The organism is Lysobacter sp. TAF61 (genome assembly GCF_052113485.1).
Classification (GTDB): domain Bacteria; phylum Pseudomonadota; class Gammaproteobacteria; order Xanthomonadales; family Xanthomonadaceae; genus Lysobacter_J.
Genome location: NZ_JBFRDH010000006.1, coordinates 160,884 through 179,053, shown reverse-complemented (window position 1 = coordinate 179,053; position 18,170 = coordinate 160,884). Strand labels below are relative to the sequence as shown.

The 18,170-nt window shown below is 66.3% G+C and carries 21 protein-coding genes; 10 read left to right on the top strand and 11 right to left on the bottom strand.

The genetic code is table 11. From position 1 onward, the window contains the following. Positions 1 to 7 precede the first annotated feature (7 nt). Genes AB4Y64_RS14540 through AB4Y64_RS14530 form a run of 3 tightly spaced genes read right to left on the bottom strand, consistent with a single transcriptional unit; the run spans position 8 to position 3,066 of the window. Complete coding sequence (locus tag AB4Y64_RS14540; RefSeq protein WP_441817172.1) at positions 8 to 592, bottom strand: 2OG-Fe(II) oxygenase; 585 nt, start codon at positions 590 to 592, stop codon at positions 8 to 10. 7 nt (positions 593 to 599) lie between these two features. Then, positions 600 to 2,405, bottom strand: a complete 1,806-nt coding sequence (locus tag AB4Y64_RS14535; protein ID WP_441817171.1) for a phosphoenolpyruvate carboxykinase (GTP) — start codon at positions 2,403 to 2,405, stop codon at positions 600 to 602. Between the two features lie 31 nt (positions 2,406 to 2,436). Further along, positions 2,437 to 3,066 carry a TetR/AcrR family transcriptional regulator gene (locus tag AB4Y64_RS14530; protein WP_441817170.1) on the bottom strand — a complete coding sequence of 210 codons (630 nt, stop codon included), beginning with the start codon at positions 3,064 to 3,066 and terminating at the stop codon, positions 2,437 to 2,439. A gap of 335 nt (positions 3,067 to 3,401) precedes the next feature. Between AB4Y64_RS14530 and AB4Y64_RS14525 the strand changes: the two genes are divergently transcribed. After that, entirely contained in the window at positions 3,402 to 5,870 is a 2,469-nt protein-coding gene (locus AB4Y64_RS14525) for an acyl-CoA dehydrogenase (RefSeq protein ID WP_441817169.1), read from the top strand. Between the two features lie 81 nt (positions 5,871 to 5,951). Next, positions 5,952 to 6,428 carry a hotdog fold domain-containing protein gene (locus AB4Y64_RS14520; RefSeq protein ID WP_441817168.1) on the top strand — a complete coding sequence of 159 codons (477 nt, stop codon included), beginning with the start codon at positions 5,952 to 5,954 and terminating at the stop codon, positions 6,426 to 6,428. Positions 6,429 to 6,503: 75 nt separating this feature from the next. Here AB4Y64_RS14520 and AB4Y64_RS14515 read toward each other — a convergent pair whose 3' ends face one another. Further along, entirely contained in the window at positions 6,504 to 7,547 is a 1,044-nt protein-coding gene (locus AB4Y64_RS14515) for an OmpA family protein (RefSeq protein WP_441817167.1), read from the bottom strand. Between the two features lie 528 nt (positions 7,548 to 8,075). Between AB4Y64_RS14515 and AB4Y64_RS14510 the strand changes: the two genes are divergently transcribed. The 5 genes from AB4Y64_RS14510 (at position 8,076) to AB4Y64_RS14490 (ending at position 11,153) form a co-directional block, all read left to right on the top strand. Then, complete coding sequence (locus AB4Y64_RS14510) at positions 8,076 to 8,879, top strand: SDR family oxidoreductase (RefSeq protein WP_441817166.1); 804 nt, start codon at positions 8,076 to 8,078, stop codon at positions 8,877 to 8,879. A gap of 110 nt (positions 8,880 to 8,989) precedes the next feature. Next, a complete protein-coding gene (locus AB4Y64_RS14505; RefSeq protein ID WP_441817165.1) occupies positions 8,990 to 9,418 on the top strand; it encodes a 3-dehydroquinate dehydratase in 429 nt (142 codons plus the stop codon). A 6-nt stretch (positions 9,419 to 9,424) separates the two neighbouring features. After that, entirely contained in the window at positions 9,425 to 9,631 is a 207-nt protein-coding gene (locus AB4Y64_RS14500; RefSeq protein ID WP_441817164.1) for a hypothetical protein, read from the top strand. Between the two features lie 171 nt (positions 9,632 to 9,802). Then, complete coding sequence (locus AB4Y64_RS14495) at positions 9,803 to 10,627, top strand: alpha/beta fold hydrolase (RefSeq protein ID WP_441817163.1); 825 nt, start codon at positions 9,803 to 9,805, stop codon at positions 10,625 to 10,627. Positions 10,628 to 10,661: 34 nt separating this feature from the next. Next, complete coding sequence (locus tag AB4Y64_RS14490) at positions 10,662 to 11,153, top strand: hypothetical protein (protein WP_441817162.1); 492 nt, start codon at positions 10,662 to 10,664, stop codon at positions 11,151 to 11,153. A gap of 12 nt (positions 11,154 to 11,165) precedes the next feature. Here AB4Y64_RS14490 and AB4Y64_RS14485 read toward each other — a convergent pair whose 3' ends face one another. Next, positions 11,166 to 12,161: an NADPH:quinone reductase gene (locus AB4Y64_RS14485; RefSeq protein ID WP_441817161.1), complete on the bottom strand. Its 996-nt coding sequence runs from the start codon at positions 12,159 to 12,161 to the stop codon at positions 11,166 to 11,168. A 139-nt stretch (positions 12,162 to 12,300) separates the two neighbouring features. After that, on the bottom strand, positions 12,301 to 13,593 hold the full coding sequence (locus AB4Y64_RS14480; protein WP_441817160.1) for an amidohydrolase family protein: 1,293 nt from the start codon (positions 13,591 to 13,593) through the stop codon (positions 12,301 to 12,303). A 215-nt stretch (positions 13,594 to 13,808) separates the two neighbouring features. On the opposite strand from AB4Y64_RS14480, the gene AB4Y64_RS14475 reads away from it, so the two are divergent. Genes AB4Y64_RS14475 through AB4Y64_RS14465 form a run of 3 tightly spaced genes read left to right on the top strand, consistent with a single transcriptional unit; the run spans position 13,809 to position 15,210 of the window. Beyond that, entirely contained in the window at positions 13,809 to 14,156 is a 348-nt protein-coding gene (locus AB4Y64_RS14475) for an ArsR/SmtB family transcription factor (protein ID WP_441817159.1), read from the top strand. After that, positions 14,153 to 14,536, top strand: a complete 384-nt coding sequence (locus tag AB4Y64_RS14470) for an arsenate reductase ArsC (protein WP_441817158.1) — start codon at positions 14,153 to 14,155, stop codon at positions 14,534 to 14,536. The genes AB4Y64_RS14475 and AB4Y64_RS14470 overlap by 4 nt, the downstream gene beginning before the upstream one ends. 5 nt (positions 14,537 to 14,541) lie before the next feature. Continuing rightward, on the top strand, positions 14,542 to 15,210 hold the full coding sequence (locus AB4Y64_RS14465; protein WP_441817157.1) for an aquaporin: 669 nt from the start codon (positions 14,542 to 14,544) through the stop codon (positions 15,208 to 15,210). A gap of 12 nt (positions 15,211 to 15,222) precedes the next feature. Here the strand turns inward: AB4Y64_RS14465 and AB4Y64_RS14460 are convergent, their stop codons facing one another. From AB4Y64_RS14460 to AB4Y64_RS14440, 5 genes are all read right to left on the bottom strand, one after another. Beyond that, complete coding sequence (locus AB4Y64_RS14460) at positions 15,223 to 15,438, bottom strand: DUF4287 domain-containing protein (RefSeq protein WP_441817156.1); 216 nt, start codon at positions 15,436 to 15,438, stop codon at positions 15,223 to 15,225. 21 nt (positions 15,439 to 15,459) lie between these two features. Next, positions 15,460 to 15,888, bottom strand: a complete 429-nt coding sequence (locus tag AB4Y64_RS14455; protein ID WP_441817155.1) for a hypothetical protein — start codon at positions 15,886 to 15,888, stop codon at positions 15,460 to 15,462. An 80-nt stretch (positions 15,889 to 15,968) separates the two neighbouring features. Then, positions 15,969 to 17,219, bottom strand: coding sequence for an RNA polymerase sigma factor (locus AB4Y64_RS14450; RefSeq protein WP_441817154.1), 1,251 nt, complete (start codon positions 17,217 to 17,219; stop codon positions 15,969 to 15,971). A 6-nt stretch (positions 17,220 to 17,225) separates the two neighbouring features. After that, positions 17,226 to 17,579, bottom strand: a complete 354-nt coding sequence (locus AB4Y64_RS14445) for a YciI family protein (RefSeq protein ID WP_441817153.1) — start codon at positions 17,577 to 17,579, stop codon at positions 17,226 to 17,228. Positions 17,580 to 17,781: 202 nt separating this feature from the next. Further along, the gene (locus AB4Y64_RS14440) at positions 17,782 to 18,132 is read right to left on the bottom strand and encodes a DUF1304 domain-containing protein (protein WP_441817152.1); all 351 of its coding nucleotides are present in this window, start codon (positions 18,130 to 18,132) and stop codon (positions 17,782 to 17,784) included. Positions 18,133 to 18,170 lie beyond the last annotated feature (38 nt).

Below are 18,170 nucleotides of genomic sequence, written 5' to 3'. Positions count from 1 at the left end.
TGCCCGCTCAGCGACCCGCGGCCTGGCGCTCGAACTTGATCGCGAACGTGTAGCGCGGCGCATAGCAGATGCGGTTCGGCGGGCGACCCACGTGCTTGATGGCACCGTCGAAGATCACCAGCCGGCCCGGGCGCGGCTGGATCGCCGCGGCGACTTCGTCCTGGGCGTCGAAGAACATCGTTTCGCCGCCCCATTCCAGGTCCCAGTTCTCGCACAGGTACCACAGTGCGGTCAGGTCGTGCTGGTCGGGCAGGCAATCGGTATGGGTGAAAAGCATGTCGCCGAACGACGCGACGTTGGTGTATGCGCGATACGGCCGATAGCCGAACGTCGCCGTGGTGAAGCCGAGCACGGCGCGCCGGGTGATGTCGAAGATCGGCTGCTGCAACAGGGCTTCGAGCTTCACCTCGGTGGCCCAGTGCTTGTGCTCGGCCGTCTCCGGCCGGGCAATTTCGGTGCGCGTGTACGCGGCCCGCGAGAGGCCACGCACGTAGTCGCCGACGTTGGGCAGGTGCCCGTCGAACACCCGCAGCGGGCGGCCGTCGATCAGCAGTTCACGACTGGCCGCGAGCGCGGCGGGATTATCGATCATGGAGTCCTCAGCCAGCCAGGTCCCGGGCGATGCGCTTGTGCTCGTCCTTGAGGGCCTGCGGCATGCGCGGGCCGTACTCGTCCAGGTACTCGCCGATGCTGTCGAACTCGGCCTGCCAACCGGCATGGTCGAAGCCGAACAGCTTGGCGCGGGCCTCATCGTTGAGGCTGATGCCATCGAGGTTGAGGTCGCCGTCGGCCGGCAGGTGGCCAATCGGCGTTTCGACCGAACCGGCCTCGCCCTTCACGCGCTGGATCATCCACTCCAGCACGCGCAGGTTGTCGCCGAAACCCGGCCACAGGAACTTGCCGTCGTCGCCCTTGCGGAACCAGTTGACGTGGAAGATCTTCGGCAGCTTCGCGTCGGCCTTGTCGAACGACAGCCAGTGGCTGAAGTAGTCGGCGAAGTTGTAGCCGCAGAACGGCTTCATCGCCATCGGGTCGCGGCGCATCACGCCGACCGCGCCAGTGGCGGCAGCGGTGGTCTCCGAACCCATCGCGGCACCGACGAGGACGCCGTGCGCCCAGTCGCGTGCTTCGAACACCAGCGGCACGAGCGATGCACGGCGGCCGCCAAAGACAATCGCGCTGATCGGCACGCCGGCCGGATTCTCGGCCTGCTCCGAGTAGCTCGGGCACTGCCTGGCGGACACGGTGAAGCGCGAGTTCGGATGCGCGGCCGGACCCTTGGCGGCGTCATACGGATTGCCGCGCCAGTCGGTGACCGGGGTCTGGCCGTTGTCGAGGCCTTCCCACCACGGCTGGTTGTCGGCGGTGACGCCAACGTTGGTGAAGATGGTGTCGTGCTGGATCGAGGCCAGCGCGTTCGGGTTCGACTTGTCCGAGGTGCCCGGAGCAACGCCGAAGAAGCCGGCTTCCGGGTTGATCGCGTACAGGCGGCCATCGGCGCCGGGACGCATCCAGCAGATGTCGTCGCCGACCGTCCACACCTTCCAGCCCTGGGCGCGGTAGCCCTCCGGCGGGATCAGCATGGCCAGGTTGGTCTTACCGCAGGCCGACGGGAATGCAGCCGCCACGTAGTGCGTCTCGCCCTGCGGATTCTCCAGGCCGAGGATCAGCATGTGCTCGGCCAGCCAGCCTTCCGAACGGGCCTGGTGCGATGCGATGCGCAGGGCGTGGCATTTCTTGCCGAGCAGTGCGTTGCCGCCGTAGCCGGAGCCGAACGACTTGATCGTCAGTTCTTCCGGGAAATGCATGATGAAGCGGCGCTCGGGGTCGAGTTCGCCGATCGAGTGCAGGCCACGGACGAACGCGCCTTCCTTCTCGATGCGCGCCAGTGCCGGCGCACCCATGCGGGTCATGATGCGCATGTTGGCGACCACGTACGGGCTGTCGGTGATCTCCACGCCGCAACGCGACAGCGGCGATTCGATCGGACCCATGCAGTACGGGATCACGTACATCGTACGGCCCTGCATGCAGCCGTCGAACAGCGCGTCCATCTGCTGGTGGCCGTCGGCCGGCGACATCCAGTGGTTGTTCGGGCCGGCGTCTTCCTGCTCGCTCGTGCAGACGAAGGTCAGGTGCTCGACGCGGGCGACGTCGTCCGGGTGCGAGCGGTGCAGCCAGCTGTTGGGATGGGTCTGCTCGTTGAGCTTGACCAGCGTGCCGTCGGCCTGCATCTGCTTGATCAGCGCGGCATTCTCGGCGTCGCTGCCGTCGCACCAGACAATCGCGTCGGGCCGGGTCAGCGCGGCGACCTGGGCGACCCAGGCGTTCAGCGCCGCCAGCTTGCCGCCTTCGCTCCCCGGTGCAATGACAGGTTTCGAGACGTCGTGTGAAATCGCATTCATTTGCAAACATCCTCCAGCGGGGGCTGGGCTATCAAGAAGAAGGGATCAGCGTGGCCATCATGTGCTCGACATAGGCCTCGAATTCGTCGTGCTGCATGCGTGCCTGGTGCAACTGCAGGTTCAACTGCAGGAAGCCGACATAGGCGGCGTAGAGCAGACGGGCGCGATGCTGGGCATCGGTGCGGGCCAGGCCGGCCTGGCGGAACGATGCGGTCAGGTAGTCGAGGCGGCGCTCGGAGACGCGCCCGATCACCGGCTGCACGGCCGGGTGGTCGAGCGCCTTGAGCAGCTCGGAATAGATGACGTGCGACTTGAACTCGTGCGCGACCAGGGTGAACAGCGCACGCAGGCGTTCACGCGGATCGGAAATGGGTTCGAGCTGGCCGAAGACGGTCTCCTGCTCGACCTTCTCCCAGCGCTCCAGCGCCGCGACCAGCAGGGCGTCGCGCGAGGGGAAGTGCCAGTAGAAGCTGCCCTTGGTCACCCCCAGCCGGCGCGCCAGCGGTTCGACCGCGACCGCGGCCACGCCCTGTTCGGCAATCAGGTCGAGCGCGGCCTGCGCCCAATCGTCTGCGCTGAGGCGGCCGGTTCGTTCACTGCCGGAGCCGCCATTGCGGGCTTGTCCGGGACGGTCCTGCTTGGGGTTCGCGGTCGAGCTCATGGCGACAAGTTTATCCATACGGCACCGCCGGGAACAGTATGCATTCTGTAAAGACACCGGGACGGCAAGGGCGCGGCGGGAAACACCGAGGTGACCGCGCGGGTGCCGCCGGGCCGCGACGGGCGGGTTACGCTCTGGTAAACGGCAAAACCGGACCTGTACCGCTGATCGTCCCTTCCGGCCCCGGCTTCCTTGACAGCGGCCCGGCAACCTTACCATACTCGGCCGTATGTTGAGCGTTTGATGCGGTTGCTTGAATGGCCGCTGCGCCCACACCCCGATGGTTGGCCTGCTTGCAGACCTTCAATTAGCCGCATCGCCGCTGGAGCGTTGTCATGAGTATTGCGATTCCTTTCATTGCCTTCCTGCTGGTCGGGGCCATCGCCGCTTATCACCGGCTGCGCCTGCCGGTGTGGGCGGCCTTGACCGCCACAGCGCTGGTGGCCTGCTGGCTGCTGGGCGCCAATGCAACCGCCACGCTGGTGGCCGCCTTCATCACCGCCCTGATCGCGGTGCCGCTGCTGCTGCCGCAGTTCCGCCTGCCGTTCATCACCAAGCCGCTGCTGGGCTTCTACACCAAGATCCTGCCGCCGCTGTCGGAAACCGAGCGCGTGGCGCTGGAAGCCGGCACGGTCGGCTTCGAAGGTGAGCTGTTCTCCGGCAAGCCCGACTGGAACGTGCTGCTCAGCCAGGCCAAGCCGACCCTCAGCGCCGACGAGCAGGCCTTCGTCGACGGCCCGACGGAAGAGTTGTGCCGGATGATCAACGACTGGGAGATCACCCACGTCCACGCGGACCTGCCGCCGCCGGTGTGGGATTTCATCAAGAAGAACAAGTTCTTCGGCATGATCGTGCCGAAGGAGTACGGCGGCCTGGGCTTCTCGGCGCTGGGCAACCACAAGGTCATCCAGAAGCTGGCCTCGATCTCCTCGGTGGTCAGCTCCACCGTGGGCGTGCCCAACTCGCTCGGCCCGGCCGAGCTGCTGATGCATTACGGCACGCAGGAACAGAAGGACCATTACCTGCCCCGCCTGGCCGATGGCCGTGAAGTGCCGTGCTTCGGACTGACCGGTCCGTGGGCCGGCTCGGATGCGACCTCGATCCCGGACTACGGCATCGTCGCGATGGGTGAGTGGAACGGCGCGCGCGTGGTCGGCGTCAAGCTGACCTTCGACAAGCGCTACATCACCCTGGCGCCGGTGGCCACGCTCATTGGTCTTGCCTTCCGCATGTACGACCCGGAAGGGTTGATCGGCGACAAGAAGGACATCGGCATCACCCTGGCGCTGCTGCCGCGCGACACCGACGGTGTCGAGATCGGGCGCCGCCACTTCCCGCTCAACTCACCGTTCCAGAACGGCCCCATCCACGGCCGCGAAGTATTCATCCCGCTCAGCCAGTTGATCGGTGGCGAAGCCTATGCCGGCAAGGGCTGGCAGATGCTGGTGGAGTGCCTGTCGATCGGACGCTCGATCACCCTGCCCTCCACCGCCAGCGGCGGCGCCAAGATGGCCGCGGTGGTGACTGGCGCCTACGCGCGCATCCGCAAGCAGTTCGGCCTCTCGGTCGGCCGCTTCGAGGGCGTCGAGGAAGCGCTGGCGCGCCTGGCCGGCAACGCATTCGCTGCCAGCGCACTGGCCGAGGCCTCGGCCGCGGCGGTCGCACGCGGCGAACTGCCGGCCGTGCCTTCGACGATCTCCAAGTACCACTGCACCGAGATGGGCCGCCAGGCGGCACAGGACGCCATGGACATCCACGGCGGCAAGGGCATCATCCTGGGACCGAAGAACTACCTGGGCCGCGGCTGGCAGGCCTCGCCCATCGCGATCACGGTGGAGGGCGCCAACATCATGACGCGCTCGCTGATGATCTTCGGCCAGGGCGCGATCCTGTGCCATCCGTGGGTGCTCAAGGAAATGAAGGCCGCCACGCTGCCCGATCCCGAGGAGCGCCTGCGCGAGTTCGACAAGAACCTGTTCGGCCACATCGGCTTCGCCATCTCCAACGCCGTGCGCAGCTGGTGGTACGGCCTGATCAATGCGCGGTTCGGCGCGGCCCCGGGCGACACCTACACGCGCCGCTACTACCGCAAGCTCAACCGCTACTCGGCAGCGCTGGCGTTGATGGCCGATACCTCGATGCTGCTGCTGGGCGGCAAGCTCAAGTTCAAGGAATCGCTGTCCGGCCGACTGGGTGACGTGCTCAGCCACCTGTACATCGTCAGCGCGATGCTCAAGCGCTACGAGGACCAGGGCCGTCCGGTGTCCGACCAGCCGCTGCTGGCCTGGTCGGTGCACAACAGCGTGCACAAGATCGAGATCGCCTTCTCCGCGGCGCTGCGCAACTTCCCGATCCGTCCGGTCGGCTGGCTGCTGTGGCTGCTGGTGTTCCCGTGGGGCCGCCGCGCGCAGGCGCCGAGCGACCGCCTTGGCCACAAGACCGCATCCTTGCTGATGTCGCCGAACGAAGCACGCGATCGCCTCGCCGAAGGCATCTTCACCACGCCCGGCGAGAACAACCCGGCTGGCCGCATCAACAGCTACCTGCAGAAGGCGATCCTGGCCGAACCGGTGGAGCGAAAGTTCCTCAAGGCGCTCAAGAACAGCGACATCGAGGCGCACGATTTCGTCTCGCAGCTGGACGAGGGTGTGCGCGAAGGCTGGATCACCGCCGACGAGCGCCGCCAGCTGGAAGAGCTGCGCGAGATGACCATCGATACCATCAGTGTCGACGACTTCGACAGCGAAGAGCTGCGCTCGGCCGGCTACCGCAACCTGCAGCACGACAATCGCGCCGCCGCCTGAAACCATCGCAGCGGCAACGAGTGAAGACCACGGCGGGCATGACCCGCCGTTGTCTTTTTCGCCACAAGGAACGCAACGACCATGGCCACGCCCATCCTCGCGCTGTACCGCCGCATCACCGGTTGGCCCGCCGGCCACTGGCTGTTCTCGCGTGCCATCTGCTTCAAGGCGCCCTACTTCGCCACCATCGCGCCGCGTTTCGTCGCGCTGGAGCCCGGCCGCTGCGAGGTGCGCATCCGCGACCGGCGCCGGGTCCACAACCACATCGGCACGGTGCATGCGATCGCGTTGTGCAACCTGGCCGAACTCAGCGCCGGGGTGATGACCGACGCGACCATCCCCGCCAGCATGCGCTGGATCCCCAAGGGCATGAGCGTCGAGTACCTGAAGAAGGCGACCGGCACGATGCACGGCGTGGCCACGCCGGACATGCCAGTGGTCGAATCGGCCAGCGGCTATGAGCTGCCGGTGAGCGTCGCGGTCAAGGACGATGCAGGCGAGGTCGTGTTCCGGGCGCGCATCATGATGTGGGTGTCGCCGCGCCGGGCGTCCGCCTAGCGGCGCACTGTCAAACGCGCACGACCAGGCCGGACCGCGAACGGCATCGGCCTGGAGGGCGCAGGGACCAGAGCGCTAGCTCTTCAGCCCAACGTTCATCTCGACTCGGCGATTCTTCGCCTGGTTTTCCTTGGTGTCATTGGCGACGAGCGGATTCTTCGGCCCGTACCAGAACAGCACCATGCGGCCGTGGTCGATGCCATGCTTTTCCGTCAGGTAATTGCCGACCATCTTCGCGCGGTCGCGGGAAAGGCGCTCGTTGTAGTCCCGGGTTCCGACGTTGTCGGTGTATCCGGCGATGACGGCGTAGGCCGTGGGCTTGTCCTTCATGAACGCGGCGACCTTGTCCAGTTCGACCTTGTCCTTGTCGGCGAGCGCGGTCTCGTTGAAGGCGAAGTTGATGTTGTCGACCTTGAGGCCGACCACCTTGGTGTCTGTCGTGGTGACGACCTGCTCGGTGACCTTGACGTCATAGAGTGCGCCGCTGGTGTACTCGGGATGGTTGAAGAAGTCGGCCAGCGGTATCACCCGCGAGCAGGCGTTGAGACTTTCCACATCCGTTGTCAGCGTGGCCTCCCTTGCCGGCTTTGCGCTGCTGACCACATAGAAGCAGACGTCGTATTCCTTGGCCAGCCGCTTGGCGATCTCGGCCGGATTCTGTCCGGTGTACTCCCCATCCCAGAACACGAATGCCGCCGTCCTGCCCGTCAGCGGCTTGAGGATGCCCTCGAGCTTTTCCAGGCCGGTGTTGAGCGGCGTGATGCCACTGCCCTTGTCGCGTACCCCGGCCAGCGCTGCATCGACCTTTTCGCGGTCGTAGGGCTGCATGGGGTAGTTGTCCTGCCAGCCGGTGTAGGTATAGATGCCGACATTGAAGCCAAGGTCCGGGAAATAGGAATTGCGGTTCCTGAGTTCACTCTTGACGACCTGCACCACCGGCTTGCCGGTGTCGCCGAACTTGCGGTTGGTGGAGGACGACGTGTCGAGCAGGAAGACGGCGTTGTCGGCCACCTTCTCCAGCTGATCCTTCTTGACCACGTTGTTGACGATGTCTTCTTTCGTGATGATCTCCACGGCAAAAAGACTCGGTGCAATGATGCCGCCGAGAATCCCCACCATGGCCCCGGTCAAGACTATCGACGTGCGTTTCATTGCCCTTCTCCACACCGCGGGCCGCGCCCGCAAGGTCTGGGACAGTGGAACCGGTGCCGTTCAGCAGCAGTGAAGCGCCGCGCGATTCGAAAGCGAGCGGTGATGAGGCGATTTCGACAGCATCGGGCGAAGCAATGCGATGCAAGTCATTGCGGCCGTTCGCTATTGCACTTGAATGCGGAGACACGGTTTCGGCAGAAACACGGGCGCAGCAGGTCGATCGCGATGCGATCGGTTGCTGTTCAGGCCGATACCTGTCCGACAGACGGCAACAATATCCGGCCCGCGCGAAACTTCCGGCACTGGCGTGATTCTTGCCGGCTTGTCGTGTCATCCAACGCTTTGTACCAGCGGAATACGGAACTCGCGGAGCGTCATGCCGCCCCGGGCTTTGTTGCGCGATGGACAACACCGGGTGTCCGGGACCGCGCCTTCCTTCACTGCGGCTGCCGCACTATGGTCCGGGATCACGCGCACACGACAGGAAACCGGACAATGAAGATCGTGGTAGCAGGCGGGCACGGCCTGGTCGGATCGAAGCTGGTCGCCAGATTGAAGCAGCGCGGCCACGACGTGTTCGCTGCCTCGCGAAGATCCGGCGTGGATACCGTGACCGGCGTGGGCCTGCAGGCGGCGCTGGACGGCGCGCATACCGTGATCGATGTGACCAACTCGCCCTCGTTCGACGAACCGGACGTGGGCGAATTCTTCCGTCGCTCCACCGGGCAATTGCTTGCGGCTGGCGCGCGCGCCGGCGTCTCCCACCACATCGCGCTCTCCGTCGTGGGAACGCAGCGACTGCAGAGCAGTCCTTACTTCCGCGCAAAAGACACGCAGGAACAGCTGGTGCAGTCCTCCGATGTCCCGCACACACTGGTACAGGCGACGCAGTTCTTCGAGTTCATGGCCAACATCATTCCACCGGGCAGCGGCAGGGACATCGTCCATCTTTCGCCGGCGCTGGTGCAGCCTGCCGCCGCCGATGATGTCGCCGAACGCCTGGCCGAACTGGTGGCGGAGCCGCCATCCAGCACCGTCATCGAGATCGCCGGCCCGGAAACCTACCGGCTGTGCGAACTCGTGCAATGGGTCATGTACAGCTACCAGGACGACCGGCCGGTGGTGGCAGACCCCCAGACGCGCTACTACGACGCAATCCTGGATGACCACACGCTCACCCCCGGACCCGGGGCGCTGCTGGCGTCACTGCATTTCAGGGACTGGCTCGATGGCTACCTCAACGGCGGCGTCGAGATACCGCACGTCCATCATCCGAACCCGATGACAAGCAGCCGATAGCACCTGGCCGCGGAAGAATTTACGCGACGATTACGCATGCAACCCTGGCAGACATAGAGGGTTTACGTGCATCCGATGGAGACTGCTGGCTGGTCACAACGGAGCACACGATGTCCATCGCCATCATATCCGCGCCGCAAGGTGCACGCGTCGGCGCGCACGGTCTGCCCAGCGCGGTCGTACTGCAGCTGGTTGAGCGTGCGTCGCTCGCCGGCAAGGCGGTTGCGGTATGCGGTTGCAGGAACGCCTCTGACGTTGTCGAGCGCCTTCGCCACATCAACGGCAACAACACCGAATTCCTGCTGCTCGATCCGGGTGTGCGCGCGAACGCCAATGGCGATCTCGACGCGGCACTGCTCCGGGCCGGGGTTCCCTTCATCGAAGTCCATGCCGACGCCCGCTCGTCCCTGTCCACTGCGGGCAGCCCGGTCAGCGTGATCGACGGTTACGGCGCGCAGGGCTACGTGCTCGCGCTGTCCATCGCACTGGAGCGACTGGGTTGCGCCGAGTGCGAGAACGACATCCACGTCGGCACCTGATGCGACATGCGCTACTGCTACTTCGCCGACTATGAGATCCAGCTGGGCGATCACCTGCGCGTGTGGGGACAGGCCACGCTGGTGCACACGGTTGCACCGGGTGGTGAGCTCGACCCGGCGGACGTGCTGACCGCGATCCGCAGGCAGGCCGCCGGTGCCCATGACGTGAAACCGGCGCAGGTACGCGTCCGCACTGTGAGCCGGTTGGACTGAGCTTCGGTCGCCGCACCTGGGAATGACTTCTGCCGCCCCGGGCCCAGGCCCGGGCAAGTTGCGGCCAGCCGGTCGGGTGCCTTAGCCTCACGAGGCAATGTCACAGTCATGCGGCGGGGCATGCGCCGCAGCTGCTCCACCCCCACCGCCCCCTCCGGAGTGACCAGGACCATGAGCACCTTCACGACCAAAGACGGCGTCGAGATCTACTACAAGGACTGGGGCACTGGCCCGGCGGTCGTCTTCAGCCACGGCTGGCCACTCAATGCCGACAGCTGGGAATCGCAGATGTACCACCTGGCCGCCAACGGCTGCCGCTGCATTGCCCATGATCGCCGCGGCCATGGCCGTTCCAGCCAGCCTTGGGACGGCAACGACATGGACCACTACGCCGACGACCTGGCGCAGTTGCTCGACCACCTCGATGTGAAGGACGCAACGCTGTTCGGCTTCTCCACGGGCGGTGGCGAAGTGGCGCGCTATATCGGCCGGCACGGCACCAAGCGCCTGAAGAAGGCGGGTCTGATCTCGGCGGTGCCACCGTTGATGCTCAAGACCGACACCAACCCCGGCGGACTGCCGATCTCGGTGTTCGACGGCATCCGCGCGGGCATGATCGCCAACCGTTCTCAGTTGTTCCTCGACATCCCCAGCGGCCCGTTCTTCGGCTACAACCGCCCTGGCGCGACGCCGTCGCAAGGCGTCATCAACGCCTGGTGGATGCAGGGCATGATGGGCGGGCACAAGAACACCTACGACTCGATCAAGGCCTTCTCCGAGACGGACTTCCGTGACGACCTGAAGAAGTTCGACGTGCCGACCCTGATCATCCACGGCTCCGACGACCAGATCGTTCCCATCGACGCCGCCGGACGCGCTTCGGCCAAGTTGATCAAGGACAGCAAACTGATCGTCTACGAGGGTGCGCCGCACGGCATCACCGACACCCACAAGGAACGGCTCAATGCCGACCTGATGGCATTCGTGAAAGCCTGACCCTACCAATCGGCGGGAGGTCGCCATGCTGAACATGAGTGCTTTCGGAATGTTCCACACGGCCATCGCCCTGGTGGCGGTGGTGGCCGGCATCATCGCGATCGTTCGCTACCGGGAGATCGGTACCGGCACGCGTTCGGGGCTGACCTACGCGCTCTTCACCGTGGCGACCTGCATCACCGGGCTTTTCATCTTCCACCACGGCGGCTTCGGGCCTCCGCATGTGCTGTCGATCATCACGCTGGTCGTGCTGGCCATTGCCTATTGGGCCGAGCGTCGCCCCGGCCATGCCGGCCTGCCGCGCTACGTGGCGGTGCTGGGCTACTCGCTGACGCTGTTCTTCCATCTCATTCCGGGGCTCACCGAAACCGGTACGCGCGTGCCGATCGGCAACCCGGCCTTCACCGGGCCGGAGGACGCCACGCTGAAAATGCTGGTGGGCGTCGGCCTCCTGGTGTACCTGGCTGGAGCTGCGGTGCAGGCCATCCGCATCCGTCGCTCGCGTCGCGTGCTCGCGCCGGCTTGACCCGGCTCGCGCTCAGGCCTGCCCGCCAATGGCGAGCACGATGTTGCCCATCACGCGGCCCGATTCCACTGCCTCATGCGCCTGCGCGATCTCCTCGAGCGGCAGGCGCAGGGCGATGGCGTGTTGCAGGGCATCGGTTCCTGCCCACTGGTGCAACCGTTTGATGGCACCGGCGCGATCGGCATCCGACAGGTTGTAGACGATGAAGAACGACAAGCGCACGTTCTTCAGGATCGCAGGTACGAACGGCACCGCGATCTCGCCCGCACCGCTACCATAGACCACGATCCGCCCTTCGGGCGCCAGCATGGCGAAGTCGCGTTCGACGTTGGCGGCAAAGTCGACCTCGATGATGCAATCGACGCCGTGTCCGCGGGTCTCCTCGGCAACGCGCGCCACCAGGTCCTCGTTGCGATAGTCGATCACCGCGTGCGCGCCTGCCGCGCGCGCATGTTCGGCCTTCGCGGCGGAGCTGACCGTGGCGATGACCTGGCTGGCGCCTGCCAGGCGCGCCATCTGCACGGCGTAGTGGCCAACCGCGCCGGCACCGCCTGCAACCAGCACGCGCTTGCCGGCAACACCGCCATCGACGCCGATGGCGTGGCAGGCAGTGAGTGCGGGAATCCCGAAGCAGGCGCCGACATCGAGCGCGATGCCGTCGGGCAATTTCACGGCTTGCGCTGCCGGCACCACGATCCATTCGGCAGCGGTGCCGTCGGCACGGCCCCATGCTCCGTTCCAGATCCATACGCGCTCGCCCAGTCGATGGGCGGGCACGCCATCGCCGATGGCGTCGACGATCCCGGCGCCATCGCTGTGCGGAATGACCTGCGGATAAGCGAGCGCGCTCGAACGCGCACCGGCTCGCGCCTTCACATCCGACGGGTTGACGCCGGACCAGGCGATGCGGACACGGACTTCGCCCGCGCCGGGTTCGGGCCGGTCTTTTTCGATGATGGCGAGCACGTCCCTTGCGGGACCGGTGCGGGAATAAGCGGCAGCGCGCATGGCAGGTTCCAGCGGCTTCCGGGGGCGAAGCCGAGCGTGGAGGTTACGCCTGCCGCGGCTACAGCCACCAGCCTCACGGCCGGAACGCTGGGGCGGCATCGGCGCGATTGCAAAGGCGCGCGCCGTGCCGGACTGCGGCTCAGTGGCCTGCCGATGATCCCGCAGACGCGGCAGGCGCCGTGGCGTCGTAGATCACCCGTCCATCGCGAACCGTCATGCGCACGTCGCCGTAGGCATCGGCCGTTCGCTGCGGATCCGAACCGAGCACCACCAGGTCGCCGGCGTAGCCTACTGCCAGCCGACCGCGCTGCGAGGATTGACCGAAGCGCTGTGCCGGCGCCGTGGTCAGGCTGGCGAGAATCTGCCGCCAGTCCATTCCCGCCGCGCTCATCAACTTGTACTCAAGGTGCGTGTCGTAGACATCGGTGAAGCCGGCGTCGGTTCCGAACAGGACCTGGCCACCGCCCTGGACCATCGCCCTGACCTGCTGCTGCGCGTTGCTGACGAAGCGTTGCACGACTGCCTCGGGCACGCCTTCGTGGCGCAGCTCCGAATCGAACAACGTCAGCGTCGGCACCAGGGCCACGTCGTCGGCCTTCAGGCGCGCAACGAATTCCGGTGACCACTCGCCCGACTCCGGCGCCGGGTGCGCCAGCACGTCGACGCCACTTTCGATTGCCACGTCCAGGCCCGCCTTGTCGGTCGGATGGGCGAAGGCGGGTTTGCCGTGCGCATGCGCCTCGGCGACCGTGGCGGCGGCGATGTCCTTCGACATCGGCACCACGCCCTGCGGCGGGCCGACGATGGCGCCGGTGAACAGTTTCACGCCATCGGCGCCTGCCTCGATCTGCGCGGCAGCACGCGCGCGCGCTTGCGCGACGGAGGCCACCTCGCCACTGGGAGTCTTCGTCTGCTGCCACAGCTCGCGCACATAGATCGGCGTGCCGTGCTCGGGGAAGAAGGGCATGTCGACCGTCAGCAGCTGTGGGCCAACGACTTGGCCGCGGACCATGCGCGCGCGAAGGGCGCGCACGTCGCCTGGCAACGATCCGGTATCGAACAGCGTGGTGAAGCCCCAGCGGCTGAAGCGTTCGCGCAATGCATCCGTCAGGGCCGCTGCGGCCTGCTCGTCGGGTGCATGGAAAGGCGGCTGTATCAGATGGATGTGGCTGTTCCAGAATCCGGCTGTGACGATGCGACCGCGAGCATCGATGACGCGCACACCGGCAGGGAGCTTCACGCTGCTGCGCGGGCCTATCGCGGCGACCCGGCCATCGCGGATCCATACCGTCCCATCCTCGATCGGCGCCGCCTCCGGCGTGGGATACACCCGCGCACCCACCACGGCCAGGTCCTGCGCGGCAGCAGTGGTCCCTACGAGCATGAGTGCGACGCCGGCGATGGCGCGCAGCGTCTGGCAGACAATCGGCATGGTGGCATCCCCTGAGGAGTGACTATCGTGTGTGCGGCGGCCGTTGCGGGTAAGCCCCGGAAGTCAGGGTGCCACGCAATGGTTTCTGGTTGAGTCCCCTTCTCGCCCACCCCTGACCCAACCCATGGCTCGCCTGTCGCGCTGACCTGGGGCACCGCGCGTGGCCGCCGGGCTCCGGAATTGACACATTTCGATATTTCCATGATTATGGAAATATGAAGACCGACACTGCACTCAGCGTCCTTGGCGCCTTGAGCCATGAGTCCCGACTTGCCGCGTTCCGTGAACTGGTCCAGGCCGGGCCGGTTGGCCTGCCCGTCGGCGAATTGCGCGACCGGCTCGGTCTTCCGGCCGCAACACTGACGGCCCAGCTCAACATCCTCAGGAATGCCGCACTGGTCCACGACCAGCGCGAAGGCCGCGTCATCCGCGTCCGCGCGAACTATCTGCAGATGAATGCCCTGGTCGCGTATCTCACCGAGAACTGCTGCGGCGGACTCACCAGCTGCGAACCTGCCACCGCATGCGCGCCGCTGGTAAAGACCCGGGGGCGCGCGCGATGAAACGCGTCCTGTTCGTCTGTGTCGAAAACTCCAACCGCAGCCAGATGGCCGAGGCCTTCGCCCACATCCACGGCGGCACCCGGGTCGAGGCGCTCAGCGCCGGTTCGAAACCGTCCGGGCAAATCAACCCGAAGGCGATCCGCTTCATGTCGGAGCTGGGCTACGACCTGACCACGCACGCCTCGAAGTCGCTCGACGACATCAGCGGCGAGTTCGATGCCGTCATCACCATGGGGTGCGGCGACAACTGCCCCTGGGTGCCGGCACGGCGTCGGGAAGACTGGGGGCTGGCCGACCCGAAACACATGGACGATGAGGGCTATCGCGGCGTGCGCGACGAGATCTCCGCGCGGGTGAAAGCATTGCTGGCGCAGTTGTGATTCCGTTGTCGCGCAGGCTCCTGGCCGAATTCGTCGGAACCACGCTGCTGCTGGCGGCCGTGGTCGGCTCCGGCATCATGGGCGACAAGCTCGCCGGCGGAAACGACGCGGTTGCGCTGCTGGCCAACGCCGCTGCGACGGCGGGCGCGTTGTACGTCCTGATCGTCCTGTTCGCGCCGATCTCCGGCGCCCACTTCAACCCGGTCGTCACACTGGCCATGCGCCTGCGCGGAGAGCTCGGCACACGGGACGCTGTCGGTTACGTAATGGCGCAGGTGCTGGCAGCGGTAGCAGGCGTGTTGCTGGCGCATGCGATGTTTGGCCTGCCGCTGCTGCAGTCTGGTACGCACGTGCGCAGTGGCCCGCCGCAATGGGGCAGCGAAGCGGTTGCCACGTTCGGCCTGCTGCTGACCATCCTGGTCGGAGCGCGACATCGCCCGGCTGCGCTGCCGGCACTGGTGGCCAGCTACATTTTCGCCGCGTACTGGTTCACCGCCAGCACGTCATTCGCCAACCCGGCTGTCACGGTGGCGCGCGCACTGACCGATACGTTCGCGGGCATCCGACTCGCGGACGCCCCGGGATTCATTCTTGCGCAACTGGCGGGGATGGGGGTCGCGCTCGCCGTCTCGCGGGCACTGCTGATGCCGGCACGCGAGAGCGGCGCTCGTTGAACGCGCGCGTGGTCAGGCCGTGCCCTGGGCTCGATGGTAGGCCACCAGCGCATTCGCGTGCCCATGCCCGATCTTGTGCTCGGACTTGAGGAACGCCACGGCCTCCATGTGCTTCTTGTCCTTCATCGGATCCAGCAGCTTCAGCCAGTAGCTGACGGGCTTGCCGTAGGTCTTCTCAATCGACGGAAAGTACGACGCCGGGCCTTTCACCTTCAGATCTGCTGTCATGCATTTATCTCCCTGTGGGTGCTAAGCCGAGCCGGGAATCGGCTTCGGCCCGATCGACTGCCGGGCAATCGACCGCCGGCGCCAGAGCACTGCTGCGTTCGATAGTGGAATGGCGACCGCGAGCAGGCCAACCAGCAAAGCCACCGGTTCCAACTCGCCTCCGCGGACCAGGAAGAACGTCTGCGCGGCCCTGTAGCCAGCGACACCGGCAAGCAGCTGGTATGTGCACAGGAGGACGTAGAGCCGCGGGCCTGCCGGGAACCATCGATGCGGCAGCAGCAGCACGGCGCCGAACAGGAATGGCGGCAGGCTGGAAGCGACCCGGGCACCAAGGGACGGCATCGCGTCGGAGTGCGGGATCAGCCCGGCAATGTCAGCGACGGTAGTTGTGACGAGAAACAGGCCCGCGAGCAGGCCCAGGTACCGGATGAGCATGGCAAGTTGCCGCATGGGTCAGAAGTCCGCCAATCGTCTGGATGCTCCCAAGGGTAATGGAAGTCTCCGCACATGCGTGGGGAGTCCCCGCCGCCTCACTCCGTCAGCTCCCGCAACCGGCGCTCGAGAAACCGCCGCTGCGGCGCCTGCTGCGTCAGCTCCAGCGCGCGGTTGTACGAGGCCCGCGCCTCATCGGTTCGCCCGAGCCGGCGGCACAGGTCGGCGTGGGCCGAGTGCGCCAGCGGATACCGCTGCAGCTCACCACGTTCCAGCAGCGTCTCCACGAGGGCCAGTCCGGCGGCCGGTCCATCGCGCATCGCCACTGCTGCAGCGCGGTTGAGCTCGACCACCGGCGAGGGGTCGGCGCGCAGCAGCAGGTCGTACAGGGCGACGATCTGTCCCCAGTCGGTCGCTTCGGCGCGGGCGGCGCCTGCGTGCACCGCCGCGATCGATGCCTGCAGGCCGTAAGGTCCAAACCGGCGCGACACCCAGATCCGCTGCACCAGCGCCAGGCCTTCGGCGATCAGCTGGCGGTCCCAGAGGCTTCGGTCCTGATCGTCGAGCAGCACCACGTCGCCGTCCGCGGTCGCGCGCGCCGGTCGCCGCGATTCGTGCAGCAGCATCAGCGCCAGCAGGCCCAGCGTCTCCGGATCGGGCAGCAGCTCAACCAGCAATCGTGCAAGGCGGATCGCCTCGCTGCAGAGATCGTGGCGCGTCAGCGACTGGCCCGAAGTGGCGGCGTAGCCCTCGTTGAAGACCAGGTAGACGACCTGCAGCACGACGTCCAGACGCTGCGGCAATTCGTCGCGTGCCGGCACCTGGTAGGGAATGCGCGCCTGGCGGATCTTCGACTTGGCGCGAACGATGCGCTGGGCCACGGTCGGCGCGGTGATCAGGAAGGCGCGCGCGATCTCCTCGGTGGTCAGGTCGCAGACTTCACGCAGCGTCAGGGCGATCTGCGCATCGGCCGACAGCGCCGGGTGGCAGCAGGTGAACACCAGGCGCAGGCGGTCGTCCACGACGTGCTCATCGTCGCCAGCGTCGTCGCTTGCCTCGCTATAGAGACGGTCGGCGATCTGCGTCAGCGAGGCATCGAAGCGCGCGCGCCGGCGCAGGCTGTCGATCGCCTTGAAGCGTCCGGCCGATACCAGCCAGGCGCGCGGCTGCTCCGGGACACCCTGCTCCGGCCACTGTTCGATGGCGGCACGAAAGGCCTCGTGCAATGCCTCCTCGGCGAGATCGAAGTCGCCGAGGAGGCGGATCAGCGTGGCCAGCACGCGCCGCGATTCGCGCCGGTAGACGGCGTCGAGCTGGCTGCGGATCGGATCGACCGTGCCCTGGTTCATTGGACGCTACCGATCGAACTCCATCACCGGTCGCACTTCGATGCTGCCCAGGCGCGCGGACGGGATGCGGGCGGCGATGCGGATGGCTTCGTCGAGGTCGCGTGCCTCGATCAGGAAGAAGCCGCCCAGCTGCTCCTTGGTCTCCACGTACGGGCCGTCGGTGGTTGATATGCGGCCATTGCGGACGCGCACCACCGTGGCGGTGCTGACCGGCTGCAGGGCCTGTCCTCCGAGCAGGTGGCCGCTCTCGCCCAACTCGTTGCTGAGGGCAAAGTACTCGCCGACGATGGCATCGACCTCGGTCTTGGGCATGGCGTCGAAGAGCTTCTCGTCGTCGTAGATCAGGCAGGCATATTTCATGGTGGGCTCCTGGAATGGGGTGCGCGGTGGCGCGGGATGGGCGAGCGGTGGCTCGCCTTCACAATCTGGTCGTCCGGGGGTGGCGGGATTCGACAGTCCCTTCGCCTTCGGCCTGCGGCCTACGCTCAGGACGAACGGTGGTGCCTTCGACTTCGGCCTGCGGGCTACGCTCAGGACGAACGGTGGGGTGGGCCGCGTCGTCTCAGCCCAGCCACAGCGCCGCGATCGACGCCAGCGCCGGCAGCGCCTGCACGAAGAAAATCCGGCGATTGACCGTGGCCGCGCCGTACGCGCCGGCCACCACCACGCAGCCAAGGAAGAACAGGGCCACGTCGCTGCGCTGACCGGTCAGCGCCCACATCAGGCCGGCGGCCAGGAAGCCGTTGTACAGGCCCTGATTGGCGGCAAGCACTTTCGACTGCTCGGCCTTCTCGCGCGACTGGCGGAAGACCTTCAGGCCGTAAGGTTTCGTCCACAGGAACATCTCCAGCACCAGGAAGCCCAGGTGCAGCAGCGCCACCAGCGCGATCAACACCACTGCAAGCACGGACATGCCGCTTCCTCCATGACGGTTGCCGAGAGCTTACCTCT